This window comes from Shewanella sp. JNE2, assembly GCF_023159115.1.
Classification (GTDB): Bacteria; Pseudomonadota; Gammaproteobacteria; order Enterobacterales; family Shewanellaceae; genus Shewanella; species Shewanella putrefaciens.
This window is the reverse complement of record NZ_CP096169.1, coordinates 3,085,306-3,103,306: the sequence shown is the minus strand read 5'-3', so window position 1 is coordinate 3,103,306 and position 18,001 is coordinate 3,085,306. Positions and strand designations below refer to the sequence as shown.

The 18,001-nt window shown below is 42.9% G+C and carries 13 protein-coding genes and 3 pseudogenes; 9 read left to right on the top strand and 7 right to left on the bottom strand.

Annotated features, from left to right (window positions below; genetic code table 11):
• Window positions 1–748 precede the first annotated feature (748 nt).
• From MZ182_RS13875 to cydX, 3 genes are read left to right on the top strand one after another with little or no spacing between them, the layout of a single operon-like run.
• Complete coding sequence (locus MZ182_RS13875; protein WP_011788715.1) at window positions 749–2,305, top strand: cytochrome ubiquinol oxidase subunit I; 1,557 nt, start codon at window positions 749–751, stop codon at window positions 2,303–2,305.
• A 15-nt stretch (window positions 2,306–2,320) separates the two neighbouring features.
• A complete protein-coding gene (gene cydB / locus MZ182_RS13870) occupies window positions 2,321–3,460 on the top strand; it encodes a cytochrome d ubiquinol oxidase subunit II (protein ID WP_011788716.1) in 1,140 nt (379 codons plus the stop codon).
• A gap of 29 nt (window positions 3,461–3,489) precedes the next feature.
• Entirely contained in the window at window positions 3,490–3,606 is a 117-nt protein-coding gene (gene cydX / locus MZ182_RS13865; protein WP_011788717.1) for a cytochrome bd-I oxidase subunit CydX, read from the top strand.
• Between the two features lie 242 nt (window positions 3,607–3,848).
• On the opposite strand, the gene MZ182_RS13860 is transcribed toward cydX, so the two are convergent.
• Both MZ182_RS13860 and MZ182_RS13855 read right to left on the bottom strand, forming a co-directional pair.
• Entirely contained in the window at window positions 3,849–5,852 is a 2,004-nt protein-coding gene (locus MZ182_RS13860; protein WP_014610998.1) for a methyl-accepting chemotaxis protein, read from the bottom strand.
• A 225-nt stretch (window positions 5,853–6,077) separates the two neighbouring features.
• Window positions 6,078–7,010 (bottom strand): annotated as a pseudogene (locus tag MZ182_RS13855) (efflux RND transporter permease subunit); the annotation flags it as partial.
• 75 nt (window positions 7,011–7,085) lie between these two features.
• On the opposite strand from MZ182_RS13855, the pseudogene MZ182_RS13850 reads away from it, so the two are divergent.
• A pseudogene (locus tag MZ182_RS13850) lies at window positions 7,086–8,287 on the top strand (IS3 family transposase).
• Window positions 8,288–8,510: 223 nt separating this feature from the next.
• Here MZ182_RS13850 and MZ182_RS13845 read toward each other — a convergent pair.
• The 3 genes and pseudogenes from MZ182_RS13845 to MZ182_RS13835 form a co-directional block, all read right to left on the bottom strand.
• Window positions 8,511–9,539: an IS110 family transposase gene (locus tag MZ182_RS13845; protein WP_011979494.1), complete on the bottom strand. Its 1,029-nt coding sequence runs from the start codon at window positions 9,537–9,539 to the stop codon at window positions 8,511–8,513.
• A 78-nt stretch (window positions 9,540–9,617) separates the two neighbouring features.
• A pseudogene (locus tag MZ182_RS13840) lies at window positions 9,618–11,774 on the bottom strand (efflux RND transporter permease subunit); the annotation flags it as partial.
• Window positions 11,774–12,886, bottom strand: a complete 1,113-nt coding sequence (locus MZ182_RS13835) for an efflux RND transporter periplasmic adaptor subunit (RefSeq protein ID WP_248069848.1) — start codon at window positions 12,884–12,886, stop codon at window positions 11,774–11,776. The gene MZ182_RS13835 and the pseudogene MZ182_RS13840, both read right to left, overlap by 1 nt.
• A 138-nt stretch (window positions 12,887–13,024) precedes the next feature.
• Between MZ182_RS13835 and MZ182_RS13830 the strand changes: the two genes are divergently transcribed.
• Both MZ182_RS13830 and MZ182_RS13825 read left to right on the top strand, forming a co-directional pair.
• Window positions 13,025–13,654, top strand: a complete 630-nt coding sequence (locus tag MZ182_RS13830; RefSeq protein WP_248069850.1) for a TetR/AcrR family transcriptional regulator — start codon at window positions 13,025–13,027, stop codon at window positions 13,652–13,654.
• 117 nt (window positions 13,655–13,771) lie between these two features.
• Complete coding sequence (locus MZ182_RS13825) at window positions 13,772–14,716, top strand: DUF6268 family outer membrane beta-barrel protein (RefSeq protein ID WP_011919648.1); 945 nt, start codon at window positions 13,772–13,774, stop codon at window positions 14,714–14,716.
• Between the two features lie 18 nt (window positions 14,717–14,734).
• On the opposite strand, the gene MZ182_RS13820 is transcribed toward MZ182_RS13825, so the two are convergent.
• The gene (locus MZ182_RS13820; protein WP_025008390.1) at window positions 14,735–15,295 is read right to left on the bottom strand and encodes a chalcone isomerase family protein; all 561 of its coding nucleotides are present in this window, start codon (window positions 15,293–15,295) and stop codon (window positions 14,735–14,737) included.
• A 38-nt stretch (window positions 15,296–15,333) separates the two neighbouring features.
• Window positions 15,334–15,813, bottom strand: coding sequence for a DUF2947 domain-containing protein (locus MZ182_RS13815; RefSeq protein WP_248069854.1), 480 nt, complete (start codon window positions 15,811–15,813; stop codon window positions 15,334–15,336).
• Window positions 15,814–16,228: 415 nt separating this feature from the next.
• On the opposite strand from MZ182_RS13815, the gene MZ182_RS13810 reads away from it, so the two are divergent.
• From MZ182_RS13810 to tnpB, 3 genes are all read left to right on the top strand, one after another.
• Window positions 16,229–17,254, top strand: coding sequence for a tyrosine-type recombinase/integrase (locus tag MZ182_RS13810; protein WP_248069852.1), 1,026 nt, complete (start codon window positions 16,229–16,231; stop codon window positions 17,252–17,254).
• A gap of 69 nt (window positions 17,255–17,323) precedes the next feature.
• Window positions 17,324–17,623 carry an IS66 family insertion sequence element accessory protein TnpA gene (gene tnpA / locus MZ182_RS13805; protein ID WP_248085116.1) on the top strand — a complete coding sequence of 100 codons (300 nt, stop codon included), beginning with the start codon at window positions 17,324–17,326 and terminating at the stop codon, window positions 17,621–17,623.
• On the top strand, window positions 17,620–17,964 hold the full coding sequence (gene tnpB / locus MZ182_RS13800; protein WP_088585868.1) for an IS66 family insertion sequence element accessory protein TnpB: 345 nt from the start codon (window positions 17,620–17,622) through the stop codon (window positions 17,962–17,964). The genes tnpA and tnpB overlap by 4 nt, the downstream gene beginning before the upstream one ends.
• Window positions 17,965–18,001 lie beyond the last annotated feature (37 nt).

Sequence of the window (18,001 nt, the reverse complement as noted above, 5' to 3'; positions counted from 1 at the left end):
CGCTTCACCAGAACGATAAAACTGCCGTCTTAGCACTGGACACATATTAAGCAATGAATAAAATCTTATCAAACGAGAAAAAATACAAATAATCATTAGAAAAATTAATCTTAAATTTTTTTAATGATTCAGCTTTTAATTTTTAACTTTTCATATGCATATGATTTATATTTTATTTTTTATTGATTATCTATATGTTTGACTTGTTAAGTAATAGTATATTTGTTATTTTTTGTATACCTATTGTTGATTTGTGGCGTTTGGTTTTGATTTTCATATGAAAGCGATAAAAATGTCACTTTACATTTAATAATTTACGCTCTCTACACCTTTTTTGTTGATTTGTCAATTACCGTGAGTGGGGAAGTGTGTGCCTTGCCGCAAAACCCATCTAAACCCCTGAGTTTGATTGATTTGAATCAAAAGCAGGTGGTATAAAATACTCACAAATGAAAACGAGTAAATATCCTAACTATCTGATATTTATATCGATGGGATCATTTGATTGGTTAGGTTGTGAGGCATTAGTCTCAATGCTATGTGATAGTGTGACGCTTGTCCCAATATGTGATGGAAATTGATACTTTTAGCCCTTGCTGCTTCGATGTAATGCAAAAGATTAATTTTAACGGTTTATACTGTCGCCAGATATAAACACAAAATGAAACTCACTATCCTACAAAGGCACTTGCTATAAACAATTCGGATTTCGTTGTAGCAATTGGACGCACCACGTAAGGAGTTACCGATGATTGTTGAAGAGGTTGTTGAGCTATCGCGGTTGCAGTTTGCGCTGACAGCCATGTATCACTTCCTATTTGTTCCTTTAACTTTAGGGTTAGCATTTTTGCTGGCTATCATGGAATCACTCTATGTGATGACTGATAAACAAATTTATAAAGATATGACTAAGTTCTGGGGTAAGTTATTTGGTATTAACTTTGCCTTGGGTGTTTCAACGGGCTTGGCGATGGAGTTCCAGTTTGGTACTAACTGGTCTTATTATTCGCATTATGTTGGTGACATCTTTGGTGCACCACTTGCCATTGAAGGTTTAATGGCCTTCTTCCTTGAATCTACCTTCGTAGGTATGTTCTTCTTCGGTTGGGATCGTTTCACTAAGCGCCAACATTTAGCTGTGACTTGGTTAGTTGCCTTTGGTTCTAACTTATCAGCGCTATGGATTTTGGTTGCTAATGGTTGGATGCAAAATCCAGTGGGTAGCGTATTCAATTACGAAACCATGCGTATGGAAATGACCAGTTTTGCTGAAGTGGTCTTTAACCCCGTTGCACAGGTGAAATTTGTCCACACTGTGGCTTCTGGTTATGTGACGGGTGCTATGTTTGTGTTAGCGATCAGCGCTTACTACATTCTTAAAAAACGTGACTTACCTTTTGCCCGCCGTTCGTTTGCGATTGCGGCAAGTTTTGGTATGGCATCGATTCTGTCTGTTATCGTTTTAGGTGATGAATCAGGCTATAAAGTGGGTGAAGCTCAGCGCGTTAAGTTAGCTGCGATTGAAGCTGAATGGCACACAGAGCCTGCACCAGCAGCCTTTACTGCGATAGGTTTCCCTAATCAAGAAACGATGGAAACTGATTTTGCAGTCAAGATCCCTTATGCAATGGGTATTGTTGCGACTCGTTCATTGGATGAGGAAGTAACAGGTATTCATGATTTGATTGCTGAGCACGAAGTGCGCATTCGTAACGGTATGAAAGCCTATGAGATGTTGGTGAAATTGCGTGCAGGTGAAGAAACCCCTGAACTACGTGCTGCTTTTGAAACGGCTAAAGTGGACTTAGGATACGGTTTCTTACTCAAACGCTATACCGATAACATTGTCGATGCGACTGAAGAACAAATTAAAGCGGCTGCTAAGGATTCTATCCCAAGTGTTGCGCCTATGTTCTGGAGTTTCCGTATCATGGTGGGATTAGGTTTTGTCATGCTGTTTGTGTTTGCAGCGGCATTCTGGCAAAGCACTCGTCATCAAATTGAAGAGAAAAAATGGGTGCTTAAGGCTGCGCTTTATAGCTTACCATTACCTTGGATCGCCATTGAATGCGGTTGGTTTGTGGCTGAATACGGTCGTCAACCTTGGACAATTTCTGAAGTCTTGCCAACCTTTATGTCTGCGTCGAGTTTAACGACGGGTGATTTATGGTTCAGTATCCTCTCTATCACACTTTTCTACACAATCTTGTTAGTGATTGAGATGTTCCTGATGTTTAAGTTTGCCCGCCTTGGTCCGAGCAGTTTAAAAACTGGTCGTTATCATTTCGAGAAACTAGAAGCCTAAGCAGAGGATTTCATTATGTTTGATTATGAAATATTAAGAGTAATCTGGTGGGCTCTGATCGGCGTACTGTTCATCGGATTTGCGGTTACTGACGGTTTTGATATGGGTGTCGGTGCGTTACTACCAATTATAGGTAAAGACGATACCGAGCGCCGTATTATGGTCAATACGATTGCCCCCCATTGGGATGGTAACCAAGTATGGCTAATCACCGCTGGTGGTGCGTTATTTGCCGCTTGGCCAACAGTGTATGCAGTGTCTTTCTCTGGCTTCTATGTGGCTATGATGTTAGTGCTGTTTGCCCTATACATGCGTCCTGTGGGATTTGACTATCGTTCAAAAATCGAGGATCCAAAATGGCGTAAGTCATGGGATTGGGCTCTATTTGCGGGTGGTTTTATTCCTCCACTGATCATTGGTGTTGCCTTTGGTAACTTATTGCAAGGTGTTCCATTTAACTTTGATGAGTTCCTGCGTGCAAAATACCACGGCGGTTTATTTGGCTTACTAAACCCATTTGGTTTACTGGCAGGTCTTGTAAGCGTGAGCATGTTTATGATGCAAGGCGCTTCATGGTTACAAATGAAGACCGATGGTGAACTGCGTGTTCGAGCGGCGAAAGCAACTCAATTCTTTGCGTTATTAGTGGCAGTGTTGTTTGCTGCTGCTGGTGTGTGGTTAGCCAATGGTATTGACGGTTATGTTGTGACCTCGGCACTTGATCACAATGCGGTATCGAATCCAACGATGAAAACAGTAGCGGTTGAGGCTGGAGCATGGTTAGCAAACTATGACAAATACCCCATCACTATGCTGTTCCCTATCTTAGGTGTGGTATTGCCCCTGTTGGTGATTTTGGTTAGTCGCTTTAACCGTTCTGGTTTTGCATTCCTATTCAGTTCACTGACTGTGGCTATGGTGATTTTGACTTGTGGTGCGGCTATGTTCCCATTTGTCATGCCATCATCATTAGATCCTAATGTGAGTTTGACTATGTGGGATGCTACGGCCAGTGAGAAGACCTTAGGTGTAATGACAGGTGCAGCCGCGATTTTTGTGCCTATCGTATTAAGTTACACTGTCTGGACTTACTTCAAAATGTTTGGCCGTATTGGCCGTAAACATATTGAAGATAACAAAGCCTCACTCTATTAATGTTTACGAAGAATTAAGGAGCATCTGCTATGTGGTATTTTACGTGGATATTAGGGGTTTTGTTGGCCTGTTCTTTCGGGATTATCAATGCCCTGTGGCTTGAGAATACAGAGAACATGGACAGATCGGCAGAAGATGCCGAGTAACGTCTAATTCAATCTAAAAAACCTCGCAAGCGCGAGGTTTTTTATTGGGTTTTATTAAGGTACATATCCTCGCTTGGGGCTAATATTCACGGCCAATGGAGTCGCGGTAGTCAGATCAAAAAGGTTTAAGTGAACGCTTAAGAGGCGTGGTTGCAGTGATTGAGTGTATTGGTTAAGTCAACGCAATAAAAATGCCACCCAATGTGGATGGCATTTGATAAACAACTCATTCATTAGTCAAATTAGGCTTTAAATTGGCTTATTTGACGTTTTAATGCCGCAGCGAGGGAAGATAATTCATCGGCAGAATGCACTGTCTCAGTAGCACGGTGTTCTCCTTCATTAGCAAGCTCGCTGATTTGATGCAGATTATGAGTAATCTCTTGGGCAACGCTGCTTTGTTGCTCTGTCGCGGAGGCAATATTACGAGAACTAATGGCAAGCTCACCAATTCTGCGGGTGATTTCTTTAAGCTGTTCGCCAGTGATTTCCCCTTGTGTTGCCGAAGTTGTACCAAGTTGATGACTTTGTGCCATTTGTTCAGTTGCATTTTTCACTTGGGTTTGCAGTTTTTCGATGGTTTGGCTTATCTCCAGAATTGAAGATTGCGTGCGCTGGGCTAATGTACGAACTTCATCAGCAACCACAGCAAAACCACGGCCTTGTTCACCCGCTCGGGCAGCCTCAATAGCAGCATTAAGGGCCAGCAGATTTGTTTGTTCAGCAATACTGTTAATGACCTCTGTCACCTTACTGATTGCCTCGCTTTCTTGGCTAACCTTTTCAATAGATTGGTGACTATTACTGAGTTGTTGGCTTAGTTTGAGCAAGTCTTGTACAACCTTTGTCTGTTGGTTGTAGCCTTCTTTAGCTGCTGAATCGACTTGCAAACTCTGCTCTGCACCGTCTTGGGCATGATTGGCAACATCACGGATTGAGGTTGACATTTCTTCAATTGCCGTAGCGATTTGATCTGTTTGTAGCATCAATGCTTGGGCTTCTTCACCATTTTGCTTAGCGATGCTTTGCGCTTTTGATGCCTGTTGTTCTAGACTTTCGACAGAATCTTGCAGGGCAATAATGAGTTGTTTTAATTCGGAAGACATGACCGATACGCTGGTGGTGATCTTGTCCACTTCGTTTTGGCTTCGAGGCTCTGATGGCCTTAAGTTTTGACTGAAATCGCCGCGGCCTAAGGTTTCCATATGATCTTGTAAAGCATGTAATGGTTTGAGTGTCCGAATGAGGACCAGTGACAACAATGCCGTGATCAGTGCAATCCCTGTGATGGCGACAATGGCATTGATAATTAATAAATCGATGCTTTCCTCATTCAGTTCGTTTGCTTTTACTTGGCCAAGAAGTACCCAATTCCAGCCCGCCACTGTTTGACTATAGGCAAACATACGTTCGTTACGTGTATTTGAGTAATTCCATTCTGATTTGTCTTGCAGTGCTTGCTCCAGAGAAAGACCATCAAGAATTGCTTCATTTACTTTTTCACCCTCATTATATTTAGGATGTGAAACCAGAGTGGTATCAGTTTTGCGCATTAATAAAAAGTGACCACTTTCCTCCAAAGTTAAGTTTTTGACCGCTTTCTGTAATTGCAGTAGGGAGCTGGTTATATCAAAACCTATATATAAAATACCAATGACTTGTCCTTGGGGATCGATTATTGGTCGGTAGATTGTCATGTAGTCTTTGCCAAAGAGTTTGGCATAACCTTCGTATTCTTTACCGCTGATAAGCGGTAGGTAACCAGGATGAGTTCTATCTAAAGAAGTCCCTACTGCACGGGCGCCATCGGCTTTTTTAAGGGAAGTTGCAATACGAACAAAATCATCGCCATCACGGACAAAGACTGTTGCATTGCCGCCCGTAATTTTTGCGAATCGGTCAACTTTACTCATCGAAGCGTTTACTTGCTCTTTTTCGTGTAATAGCGCTGGGGTACTGATCCCTAAGATATTGATGCGCTTATCTGGTTTAGTAAATTGTCCGGGGTACATTTCTTTAAAGACGTCGGCATTACGCCTAGCAAGTTGCAAGATGCTGTCATATTGCAACTCTAACATATCTGATACCGCGTGCATTTCGGCCTTCATTGCGCTTATGCCTTTATCTTCCAGTACATTTGATGCGGCTTTGTAGGCTAATGTGCTTAGTATGCTAAAAATGATAAGCGTGAGGAAAAAAGCGAGGGCGCCAATTTGTTTCGCGATAGGCCAGTTTTTATAGTTCATGCTGCGATCCTATAGGTAAAGGTGGCGCTAATGTAACTCAAGTTTGGCTCAATAGTCTTGATTTGAGTCTAATATTTCTCTTTGTTATAGAGAGTTTGGCAAGTTATTTCCAGTTTAAATAATAAGAGTTAACCCTATATTTTGTAATATAAAAATATTCATCAAATCCTGATTGAATTAATCTACCTATTAATGGGTAAATAAAGCCATATCAAAACGATAGTGTTAATGCTCCTGCGCGTTGGCGTATCTATCAGTTTTCAGTTGTCGAGTATTCATTAGAAGTAAATACATTGTGGGTACCCAGACGAGTGATAGCAAGGTTGTTAGGAGTGTGCCACCCGCAATCGCAATAGCGAAGGGGGGCCAAAATCCACCACCTGCAATAATTAAGGGAATAAATCCACCTACCGTGGTAACCGTTGTTGAACCTATATGACGACCACAGCTACTCACCGTAGTGATAATGACATCTTTATCTCCAAGCCTTGCCGCTGGTATCTCTTCGAGCTCAGCCAAGATCACTATGGCAGCGTTTATTGCGAGTCCCATTAGCCCCAATAAACCAATGATTACGGGAAAACCAAAGGGGTAGCCAAAAACAAACACGGCTAATAAGCCTAAACCAGCCGATTGCATAGCACTTAGTAGAATAATGGCTGTGAGCCTAAAAGAGTTAAATGACAGCACTACGGTTGCTAATAGCAAGGTCACTACTAACATAACACTCGATAGTAAATTGCCTACAGCCTCATTGCGTTTTGCACTTTCACCACCAATTTCAATGCGATAACCTGAAGGTAAGGTGAGTTGTGCTATTTTATCTTTGACATCATTGAGCACTTGAGCGGGCAAAACACCGCTGACGATATAGGCTTCAATCGTATTTACCCTTTGGCCATTACGCCTTGGAATGGCTCCGCGGCTAACGTGTATCTCACTATGGGAGAGTGCTGAAAGCGATACCGTCTCTCCAGAGGGAGAAACTAATTGAATTTCTGATAGGCGATTGACTTGCTCGCGATTTTCATCGCTCAAGCGAACTCTTATTGGCAAGGATTCTGTTTGTTCGAGTATGCTTCCACCAATGACACCTGTGGTCGACATTTGAATTTGCTTTGCAATCTCCGTTAGGCTTAAGCCACTCATTAAGCTCGCATGTAGTGGCATAGTGAATTTGGCCACCTAATAAGAAATGTTATGATCTCACTCATAACCCATTTAGGTGACAATATGAATAAAAGTAAACGTGCACGATATAGCGCTGCCATTAAGCTCGAAACCGCTCAATTAGTCGTTGATCAAGGCTATACACAAGAAGCGGCCGCAAAAGCCATGAACGTGGGTAAATCGACGGTCAGTAAGTGGGTAACACAGCTTCAGGTTGAGCGCCAAGGGCATGCTCCTAAAGCCTCACCAATGACACCAGAACAAATTGAAATCAAGGCACTTAAACGCGAAATTGAACGGATTAATCTCGAGAAGGAAATCCTAAAAATACCCAAGGGGCACACCGAGGCTACAGCTCTATTGATGTCGGACTCGCTGAACAATTCTCGATAATCGAGAAACTCAATCAGAGCAACAAATACCCTATTTCAGTGTTATGCCATGTATTCAACGTGAACCGGAGCAGTTACCGTTATTGGATAAGCCGCGAGCTTTGTATCACACCAGAGCAGCGACTTTTAGAATGTGAAATCAAAGCGATACATGCTGAAAGCAAACAGTCTGCGGGTGCGAGAAGTATTGCCACCATCGCTTCTGAACGTGGCTTTGCATTAAGTCGTTATCGGGCGACTCGGTTAATGAAAAAGCTTGGGTTAGTGAGCTGCCAACAACCCAAGCACCGCTATAAGAGGGCTGAAAATGAGCATGTGACCATCCCTAATTTACTCAAGAGACAATTTGCAGTTGTCGAACCTAACACCGTTTGGTGTGGCGATGTGACGTATATTTGGGCGGGTAATCGTTGGTGTTATTTAGCGGTTGTGCTGGATTTATTTTCGAGAAAAGCCATTGGTTGGGCGATGTCATTTTCACCTGATTCTGAGTTAACGGTGAAGGCCTTAGATATGGCCTTTGAATCTCGTGGGAAGCCTAAAAACCTGATATTTCATTCAGATCAAGGCTGCCATTATACCAGCCTGAAATACCGTCAGCGGCTGTGGAAATATCAAATCACCCAGAGCATGAGCCGTCGTGGTAACTGCTGGGATAATGCGCCAATGGAGCGGTTTTTCAGAAGTTTAAAAACGGAATGGCTCCCGACACAAGGCTACAAGAGTTTTAGCGAAGCTAAACAAGATGTGACTGATTACATCATTGGTTATTACTGTGAAGTCAGGCCACATCATTACAATGCAGGATTGAGCCCAAATGAATCAGAGCGACGATATTGGGAAGATTCTAAAGTTGTGGCCAAATTTAGTTGACCATATATGGACGCCTCAGCTTTTACAACACTTTTGAATGATTGGTTCACTACCATATATTCGGCGTCTAAATAGGCTTTTTACCCGCGCCATGATGTAAATCCGAAACCTATTACCTTATCACTACATCGGCATTTAATGCCTTGGTCAAGTCAGGCTCTAATAGGTACGGTTGACCGTTTATTCATCAGTGCATGTAAACTTTTACGTGATGCTTAACGTCTTACGCAAACGCTTTATTAACGTCGAAATTATCGTTACTCGTGAGGATCCGCCATCCTATACGCGCTATTTTATTGGCCAATGCGACAACGGCTTTGTGTCGACCTTGCCTTAACGCAAGTGCATTAAACCATCGCCCAAGTCTATCATCACGTTTGCTTGCAAATCGGCCAACGGCTCTGGCGCCATGGATGAGTAAAACACGTAGTTCTGAGCTGCCATTTTTCGTGATCGATCCTAGTCGAACTTTTCCACCAGAACTCGATTGTGATGGCACTAAGCCACACCATGCAGATAATTGCCGGCCATTTTTAAATTGATGACCCGAACCTAATTCACTCATAAAGCTTGCTGTGACTAATGGTCCAAAGCCAGGGATCGACAGCAATGCATTGTAGCGAGGTTGGATTTGACATAGCGCTTTAATGTCGCGCTCGATTTGATTAATTCTCTCATTTAAAACACATAAATCTTCATATAAAAGTTTTAACAGGTAATGAAGCGTATGAGACAGTTCATGCTCATTATTTGCTAAAATACGGCTAAGTGACGCTTGTAATTGCAACCTGCCGACAGAGAAGATCACACCAGACTCGCTCGCTAGGCTTCGAATTTGATTGACCATGGCGGTTCGATTTTGAACGAGACGACTACGTACACAACGTAATGCTTTAATGTCTTGTTGCTCAACAGTTTTAACTGGAACCATGTGGATATTAGGTCTGAAAACCGCTTCGCATATAGCGAGGGCATCGTTGGCATCATTCTTTTGGTTTGCAACAAATGGCTTAACATGTTGAGCAGGGATCAATTGCACTTGATAACCAAGAGCTTGAAATTGTCTTCCCCAGTAATGCGCCGTACCACAGGCCTCCATAGCAATAAGACTACCTTCGGGGAATTGTCTAATTTTATCGAGCAGCTTGTTTCTGTTAACCTTTTTGTTAGTCATGACTGAGTTATCCATAAGACAAACACAAACTTGAAAAACATTTTTGGCTAAATCGATACCAATAACTTTAATATCCATGATGGAAACCTCCAGAACTATTTGTCAGCACCTAAGCTTGGCATAATACTGCAAGCTTAGGTGCTGAGGCGTCCATCACATCACTACAGCATCTTCATTCACTTCTAACCATACCTTTGGTGCGCCAGCACTTAAGGTTGCACGGGTATGAAGTACATCAGGGGTCTTTGAGAGGATAAGGCGAATTTCATCTCCAATGGCTCGTAACGTATCAAGATTAGAGCCGAAGATCATCAGTTCCACTGGCGCATTGAAAGGTGGGCCTTGCTCTAATTTTCGGACTAAGACCTGCACCTCTGGAAAAGCGGAGTCCAATTGTTGCTGTAACTCAGGGATCAAGGCGTTAGCACGCTTAAAATCGATCACTTTCACCATGGCTTGTGCATAATTGGCCGCACCTTGCTGGCGCTGAGTTAAGTTATAGTAAAAGGAGGGACTATTACCCCCAACAACCCAATCCACTTGGGTAATGCCATTAATACTTCGTAATGTATTATCGATTAATTGTACTTGATTGAGTGTATTTTCAAGGCTGACATGAGGAGCAAGGTAAATCTCAATCTGGAACATATCTCTGTCTGATGGGGGAAAAAATTGCTCCGTCATTTTACCTGAAGCATAGAAGCCCAGTGCTGGAATAACGCCTATTGCAATGGCGCTTATTATGGGTCTGTTAAGTGCAAATCGTAAGCTAGCTTGGAAATAATGACTCAAGAGGGGCATACTGATCCCATGTTGGTACCAAGCATCATGTTTACCATCGATACTGAAGCGTCCCGCTAAGCCTGCAATTAAGGTATGGGAAATAAGGTATGAACCCAGCAATGCAAATATCACTGACATGGCAATACCGCCTACAAACTCACCCGCAGCCCCTGGCATTAAGACAATAGGGGCAAAGGCCAATATAGTGGTAATAGTCGAGCCAGCTAATGGCAGCCACAGATGATGCAAGGTTTGACTGACCGCCGCTAGCCGGCTCATTCCCTGTTGGCGGCGCTGGGCTATGGCATCGACTATCACAATGGCGTTATCCACCATTATCCCAAGGGCTACGACCAGACCTGTCACTGACATTTGGTGTATAGGGAGGTTGATATATTTCATACAAGCTAATGTAAATAACGCTGTTAAGGGTAAAGATATCGCTACAATAATGGCATTTCTTACACCAAGGGTGAGTAGCAGCACTAATAAAATGATAATAAACCCTTGAAGTAGGTTGATGACAAGATCACCAAGGCGCACGCTGGTGTAACTATTTTGCTCGAATAACCATTGTATGGTGATATTTGCTGGTACATCGCGGCTGAGTTCGTCGACCACCTTATTAACTTGAGCTTGCCAAAGATCAACTCGAGTATTATCGAGCATCCGTACTGCAACTAATACGCTTTGCTTACCATCAACTAACGCTATGCTGTCGGCTGGTGTTTGAGATTGGCGAGTTACAGTCGCAATATCCCCAAGGCGAATAATTTGCCCTTGAGTGTCAATTTTTAGTGGTACTTGGCGAATGCGGGTTTGTGAGTCAAGTTCACCCGATACTTCAACCAAGGCGCGAAATGTAGTGTTATTAATTTCTCCAGCGGAAATTTTACTATCAGCATTAGTTAATATTTGGGCAACTGTAGAGGGCGTGAGCTGTAACTGGCTCATTTGGCTACCGTTGAGCTGAACTAAAATTTCTTCAGTGGGTGCGCCGTAGAGTTTGACAAAATCCGTACCCGGTAAAAGCCGTAAGCGACTTTGCAGTTCCTTGGCGTAGCGGTTCAAGATGTCTGCTCGAATTGGGGTATCAGCATTCCATACTAAGCTTAAAATGGCAGTATAAGCATAACCAATCTGGTCATCTAAGGTGGGTGTTTGAATGCCATTGGGTAGATTGGCCTTTGCGTCGGCTAATAAATCACGCGCCCGTGACCATACGGGTGCTGTTTCCATCACGGTATCTTTTAGTTCTAATTGAATAACTGACACCCCTGGCCTTGAAGTCGATTGAATGAGCTTAATTTCCTCTAATCGTCTAAGCTGATTTTCTATTACTTCAGTGACTAAGGCTTCAACTCTTTCAGCAGAAGCGCCGGGATAGGAGGTGATCACGGAAGCAAAACGGTTGGTAATATGGGGATCTTCCGTACGGGGTAGACTCGATATCGCGCCTAAACCCGCAACGATAAGGAGAGCGATCACGAGACTGACTAAACGACCATTTTCGACAAAGGCTTTGATCATTATTGCCTCGTACCAGAAAGGATTACAGGGGATACGGCTTGACCCACAACTAATTTTTGTAGCCCTTGGCTAACATAGTGTTCATTTTCTTGTATTGCCCCTTGGATATAAGCCATATCTTGGGTCGTGTAGATAATTTCCACATCGCGGCGTTCAATCTTTGCTTCGGCCTTGTCTGATGTGACTATGTAGATATTCCAGAGACCGCGAATACCATCGGTTAGTGCTGAAATCGGCACCCAATAACCCGCTTGAGTCACGTGTTGTTGTTGATGTAAATACACTATTTCACCATTAATAACGCTTGATTCTTTTGGTAGGCTAATGCGTAACTGTAAGGTGCGGCTGATTGGATTGACCTCTGCACTAATACCCGCAATTGTGGCGGTAAAATGTTGACCTTTTACACTAACATTAACCTGTTTTCCGTGACTAAATTGATCCGCAATATCCACAGGAATACCAATGTACGCCTCTGGATTCATATGGCCCACTAAGGTAAATACAGGGCTTCCGGTGGATACCACTTCCCCTAGACTATGAAGACGTTGGCTTATCGAACCATCAAATGGCGCTAATAACTGTGATTTATCAAGTTTTAGTCGATTCGCGTGTTGAGAGGCCATCAGCCGCTGTTTAGCCGATTCTAAACTAACTAATTGACTACGATTTTCATCGAGTAATTGTTCTGACACATAACCTGACTTTTTAAGCTCAAGATTACGTTTTAGGGTACTCCTTGCAAGATCAACATCGGCTTGAGTTTGTGCAAGGCTTGCTTGTATCTCTTGGCGCTCAGCCTCGAGTAGGTGCGTATCTAATTTCGCAAGGACTTGGCCTTGTACGACCTTAGTTCCGCTATCGACATAGAGTTCGCTCAATTTACCTGATAGTTCAAATCCTATACCCGTAGTATTACCCGCACGTATTGTACCTGTGAATATTTGCTCACGTTGATAGCTCGATGTGAACACTAGAGGCATTGTGACCACTTTTTGTAATGAGGCTGAGTTGGCATGCTCTGTGACTTCTCTTTGGCAGGCACTTAATACCACTAAGGCAAATACGCTGATAGCACTAGCGCGCCAAAAGCGTCGGGCAGCTCGATTCATTTCAGTCCATCCATTGTGGGTTTTACGTTAACTCTATGTAACTAGACTTGTTAGTCTAGAAGTGTAGAACTAGACTGTCTAGTCTATTTTGTGTTTAACTAATACATATTTATCGTGTCAATAAATGAGAGTGTTGATATGACGCAGCCTACAGAGATGCAATTACCTTTGAGCCGAAGTGAGCAAAAAAGGCAGCAAGTCCTTGTCGCAGCAATTGATTTATTTTGCCGCCAAGGTTTTCCTCACACCAGTATGGATGAGGTTGCTAAACTTGCAGGAGTCTCAAAACAAACCGTGTATTCCCATTACGGCAGTAAAGATGAATTATTTGTTGCAGCAATAGAATCTAAATGCGTAGGCCATAATCTGCATGATGATTTACTTAATGATCCAAGTCAGCCAGAAGCTGCCCTGACTCAATTTGCACTGCAGTTTGGCGAGATGATAGTGAGTCCGGAAGCTATCACCGTATTTAAAACTTGTGTGGCTCAATCAGAGAGTCATCCTGAAGTCTCACGACTATTTTTTGAAGCAGGGCCACAGCATATTGTGGGCATATTGGCGGATTATTTACTGGCGGTCGAAGCACTGGGGAGGTATAAGTTTGGCAATGCCCATCAAAGTGCAGTGCGTCTGTGCTTGATGCTGTTTGGCGAGTTAAAACTTAGGCTAGAATTGGGGCTTGAGACTGAAGGACTCATGTTAGAGCGAGAGGAATATATTCACGGCTGTGCCGATATGTTTTTAAGGGCGTATCGTATTGGCTGACGTTTTTCAATGTAATGTGTTTCAATTTGTTACATTATGCTCAGCATCTAAATTTTCTATTAGATAAAGCGTATTATTCGCCAAATTTATCTACGTTTTATATCTCAAGGGGTCAGTGTGGCAAATCTAAGTCATCTACAAAGAAGCTCGATTATTGCAGCGTTTAAAAGAAGTTTGCTGCTCCTTCCTATGTTAACGAGTGTTGCTATAGGGGCGGAAGACACGGCTCCAGAGCGAAAACCGTTTAAATTAAGTATTGCCCAAGTCAGCACTCAAAGTGCAGAGGTGTCGGATAGCAATACCGAGCTACAACGGGATACTTTATTACTTAACGCAGGAGTAAATGTTCCTTTAAACAGACAGTGGTCAGTCGGTATTAATTTTGGATACGACAGGCTGGATTACGATTGGCGCAATATCAATTTGACAGGAGCAAACAATGTTTCATCATTGTTTGGGGCAGATGGACAGGCTTGGGATGATATCAATCGTTATCGTGCTGGTGTGTCTTTAACTTACCGTTTAGATAAGCATTGGGCATTTTTTTTAGCGCCGCAGCTCCAATATGCCTATGCAGATACGGCATCCTTTAACCATGCTCAGAGTTATGGTGTCGTGGCTTCTGCAATGTATGTGTTTGATTTTGGCAACATGATAGGTTTTGGGGTGGCTTATCTCAATGATATTGATGAAGTTCGCACCGTTCCATATCTTGCGATGCGATGGCAGATAAATGACAATTGGGCACTTGCTAATCCTTTTAAAGCCGGTTTTAGTGGTCCTGCAGGATTAGAGCTAAGTTATCAATTTAATTCCGATTGGAATATTGGATTTGGTAGTTCGAAGCGTACCGAAAGATTCTTAATCGAAGACGATGATACTGCAGTGGAAATTAACGAATGGGTGGGGTATGTCCGCGGTGGTTGGCAAGCTACGCCTGCAGTATCTGTTAATCTTTATGCTGGTTACTATTTTAATGGCGAGCTAGAAGTGACGCGTCAAGCTGCTGTTGATATGGATAACCAAGGCGCAGCCGCCTTGGATATTGAATTTAAATTTTAATTCCGTTTATTCATCTAGCTATTGGCCCAGCATTGCTGCTTTAAGGCTTTTCTGGGCGGGTTTATCACCAAGCCAGATTTTTAGTAATGCCTGACGGAACATTTCACCTTTGATGGTTGCTTGTTCCTGATCATTCTTATAGGCTGTCACGCCTTGCTCTTTGCTTGTCAGCAGTGTGAATTGGTCGCCTTCTTTTATGTCTTCATTAAACAATGCCATAAAAGTATCGATTTGTGCCTGAATATCCGTGGTGTTATCCGCCGTCGCCTGCTCAAAACCTTCTGTAATAGCTTCACGCATTTTATCTGAGGTGATCATGCTTGACGTAATATTGAGACGAATGGCTGCTACTGGCGCATCAATTACTGCGTTAGTTGTGGATAAAGGTGCTGGTACATAGAGGCTACCAACATATAAATCCATAAAAAACTTGCTACGAACACCGGCACCATTGAGTACTAAAGAAACATTTTCTAGCGTGATAGTGTCAGCCACTTGTACACCAGAGATTACTTTTGCCATTGAGATATTAGGTAAAAGTAATATGGTTAGTAAGGTAAAGGTAGAGAGTAACTTCATAATACACCTCTTATCATTTTGTTTTAATTATGGTTAGCTTAACCACGAATGCCGAGTTTATATTGACCATTTTGTTCGAACATAACCGCTTGTTTTTGTTTTGGTGATATAAGGATTGGGCCATCATCAAAAAATAAAAAACACTTCCAATTCCGCACAAAAACATCCCATCGAGTTTCTATAACTTGGTATTTTTCATAGCAAAAAAAGACTGGGGTCTCATCAGGCCATTGAATGAACTCGGCCAACATGACAGGTAAATCACTATCTTCACTATCCCAAGCGCCTTGCCAGTAGTCTGTTTTTGTCCAAGCATTGGCTTTGGCAGCCCAATCACCTTTAGTGAATTGTTCAGCACAACTACTTTTATTGCTAATCCATTGATTCCATACATCCATCGCACTTTTATCCGTCAATGGTAGGATATAAGCCTTGTCTTCGGCGGTTACTGGTAAATCTTTGTGGTTGAAAATCCACTTACGGCGGTAGGTTTCTAAAGGTATATAGGTATAGGCCAAAAAAAACTCCTTACTCATTCTCTATCTTTTACTGGCATAGAATATCAAATATCGCAGATTATACTCTGTTTGATTAAGAGATATAGAAATGAGTTTAGGTATTCTTTTTGATTGAACAGCCACTAATTATTTGGCTGGTTTGGTATAAGGAATATTTTCATACAACGATTAAGTGGATAAACGATTTATCTGCAGAAGATTTTTTGGTAGGGCAATGTCACAATCTAGATCTGGTCTCTCCACAGGAGACAGTTCGCGACATTAATGAAAATTATCTAAAATTAATAAATCATTATAAAACATGCTTTTAAGTGTGTTTTGTGCGATTTTGACATTAACCAAAATTACTGTATTTTAGTCTAAATTAATCCCTATGGTGGCACATAGGCGGCACAGGATTTAAGGCTAAGTCATTATGAGCATTGAAACAAGCTTCACAAAACGTGCTTTCGAACAGCTCGAAATCGGTCAAAAACGCTTCAGAATTGCGGATTTCGGCCATCGAGACTCAATTAATGGCTTAATCTTAGATGTTTTTCCATCGGGAAAAAAGGTTTTTCGCTTTCGCCGCAAGCATTTAGGTAAAGACGTCACTGTAACGATCGGGGAGTTCCCGCATTTAACCATAGAGAACGCCCGCAAACAGGCCAAGCATATTGCCGTAGACTTAGCAGAAGGGGTGAATCCGAACGAAGCGAAACGCCTTGCCAAGCTTGAAGCTGAGCGCAAAGAAGCCTTGTCTATCAGCGTTCAACAATTGTTTGATTCCTTCGAAGCTGAGTTTATGGTCAAAATCAAAACGGGTGAACGGCGACTCAATTCCCTTAAGGATATTCAATCCACATGGAAGAACCATATTCAGCCGCGCATTGCCCATTTGCCCGTTGAGAGTATCACCACTGTCGAAGCCGAAAATCTGCTTAAGCTGATCATTACTAAAAACTCTGCCGCTGTTCGCAATAAATGCCTGACCTTGCTCAAGTCGATGTTTAACGAGCAAGCCATTAATCCCTTTGGCCGCATCAAAAAATTGGCGGCGGTGAAGCGTGAGCGGATTTTGAATCAGCATGAGGTGCGGGCATTACTCGAGTCATTGGAATTTGAAGCGCCGCTTTACCGTGATGTAGTCATGCTATTACTGTTAACTGGGCAGCGTAAAAGCTGTGTGTTTAGCATGGAGTGGCGCGAGATAGATCACCAGCGCGGCGTGTGGATTATTCCGACCAGCAAGATTAAATCGAAAAAGCCCCATGCGGTGCCGTTAACCAAAGAGGTGATGGCAATTCTCGAACGCCGAAGCCATGAAGCCGCTCACGGCGTTAAATATGTGTTCCCTGCTGAGCGTAGTCACTCGGGGCATATTACCGAGAATGCAGGGAAGGGGAGTTTTTGGTATCGCATCACAGAGCGGGCAGGGCTGCGGAGTCCTGAAAAGTCGTAAGCGGTTAATAAACCCCACATACCAATAATACCAATACTTTGACATAGTGCCTTTTTCATCGGAGGCACTATGAACCAAGAGCAAAAGCGCGCCCATTGGGCAACAGTTGTTGAGCAACAAAAACAAAGCATGCTTTCCATCAAGCAATTCTGTGCAGACAGCGGCATCAGTTATCAAACCTTCTACTATTGGTCTAAGCGATTGCGTTCTCCTGACGCAACGCAAACACTTCAGCCTATTATTTTCAATGAATATGAAGAGACGAAGGCTGAGTCGGTGATCATTACTTTTGCCAATGGTATTCGCGCTGAATTACCAACAACACTGAGTACCGCTCAGATCAAACACTGGGTAGATGCCTTGCAATGACTCCCTCCGGCAAGGTCTTTCTGGTCTCCGGTGTCACCGACATGCGAAAGTCTATCGATGGTCTGTCGCTCATTGTCGCCGAACAACTCGACATGGACCCGTTCAGCGAGGCCTGGTTTATATTCTGTAATCGCGGACGCGATAAACTCAAAATCTTGTTTTGGGATACCAACGGGTTTTGGCTTTACTATCGCCGTTTGGAGAACGGTACCTTCAAATGGCCTCGCCCGAATTCCCAGGGCGTGATTGTCATTAGCAAACCGCAACTTCACTGGTTGCTCTCTGGGCTGTCACTCGAGAACAACAAAGCCCATCGGCCCTTAAATGGGCTAGAAGTGTGATGCTAGACACTGATCGTAATTTTGCACTTGAACGATC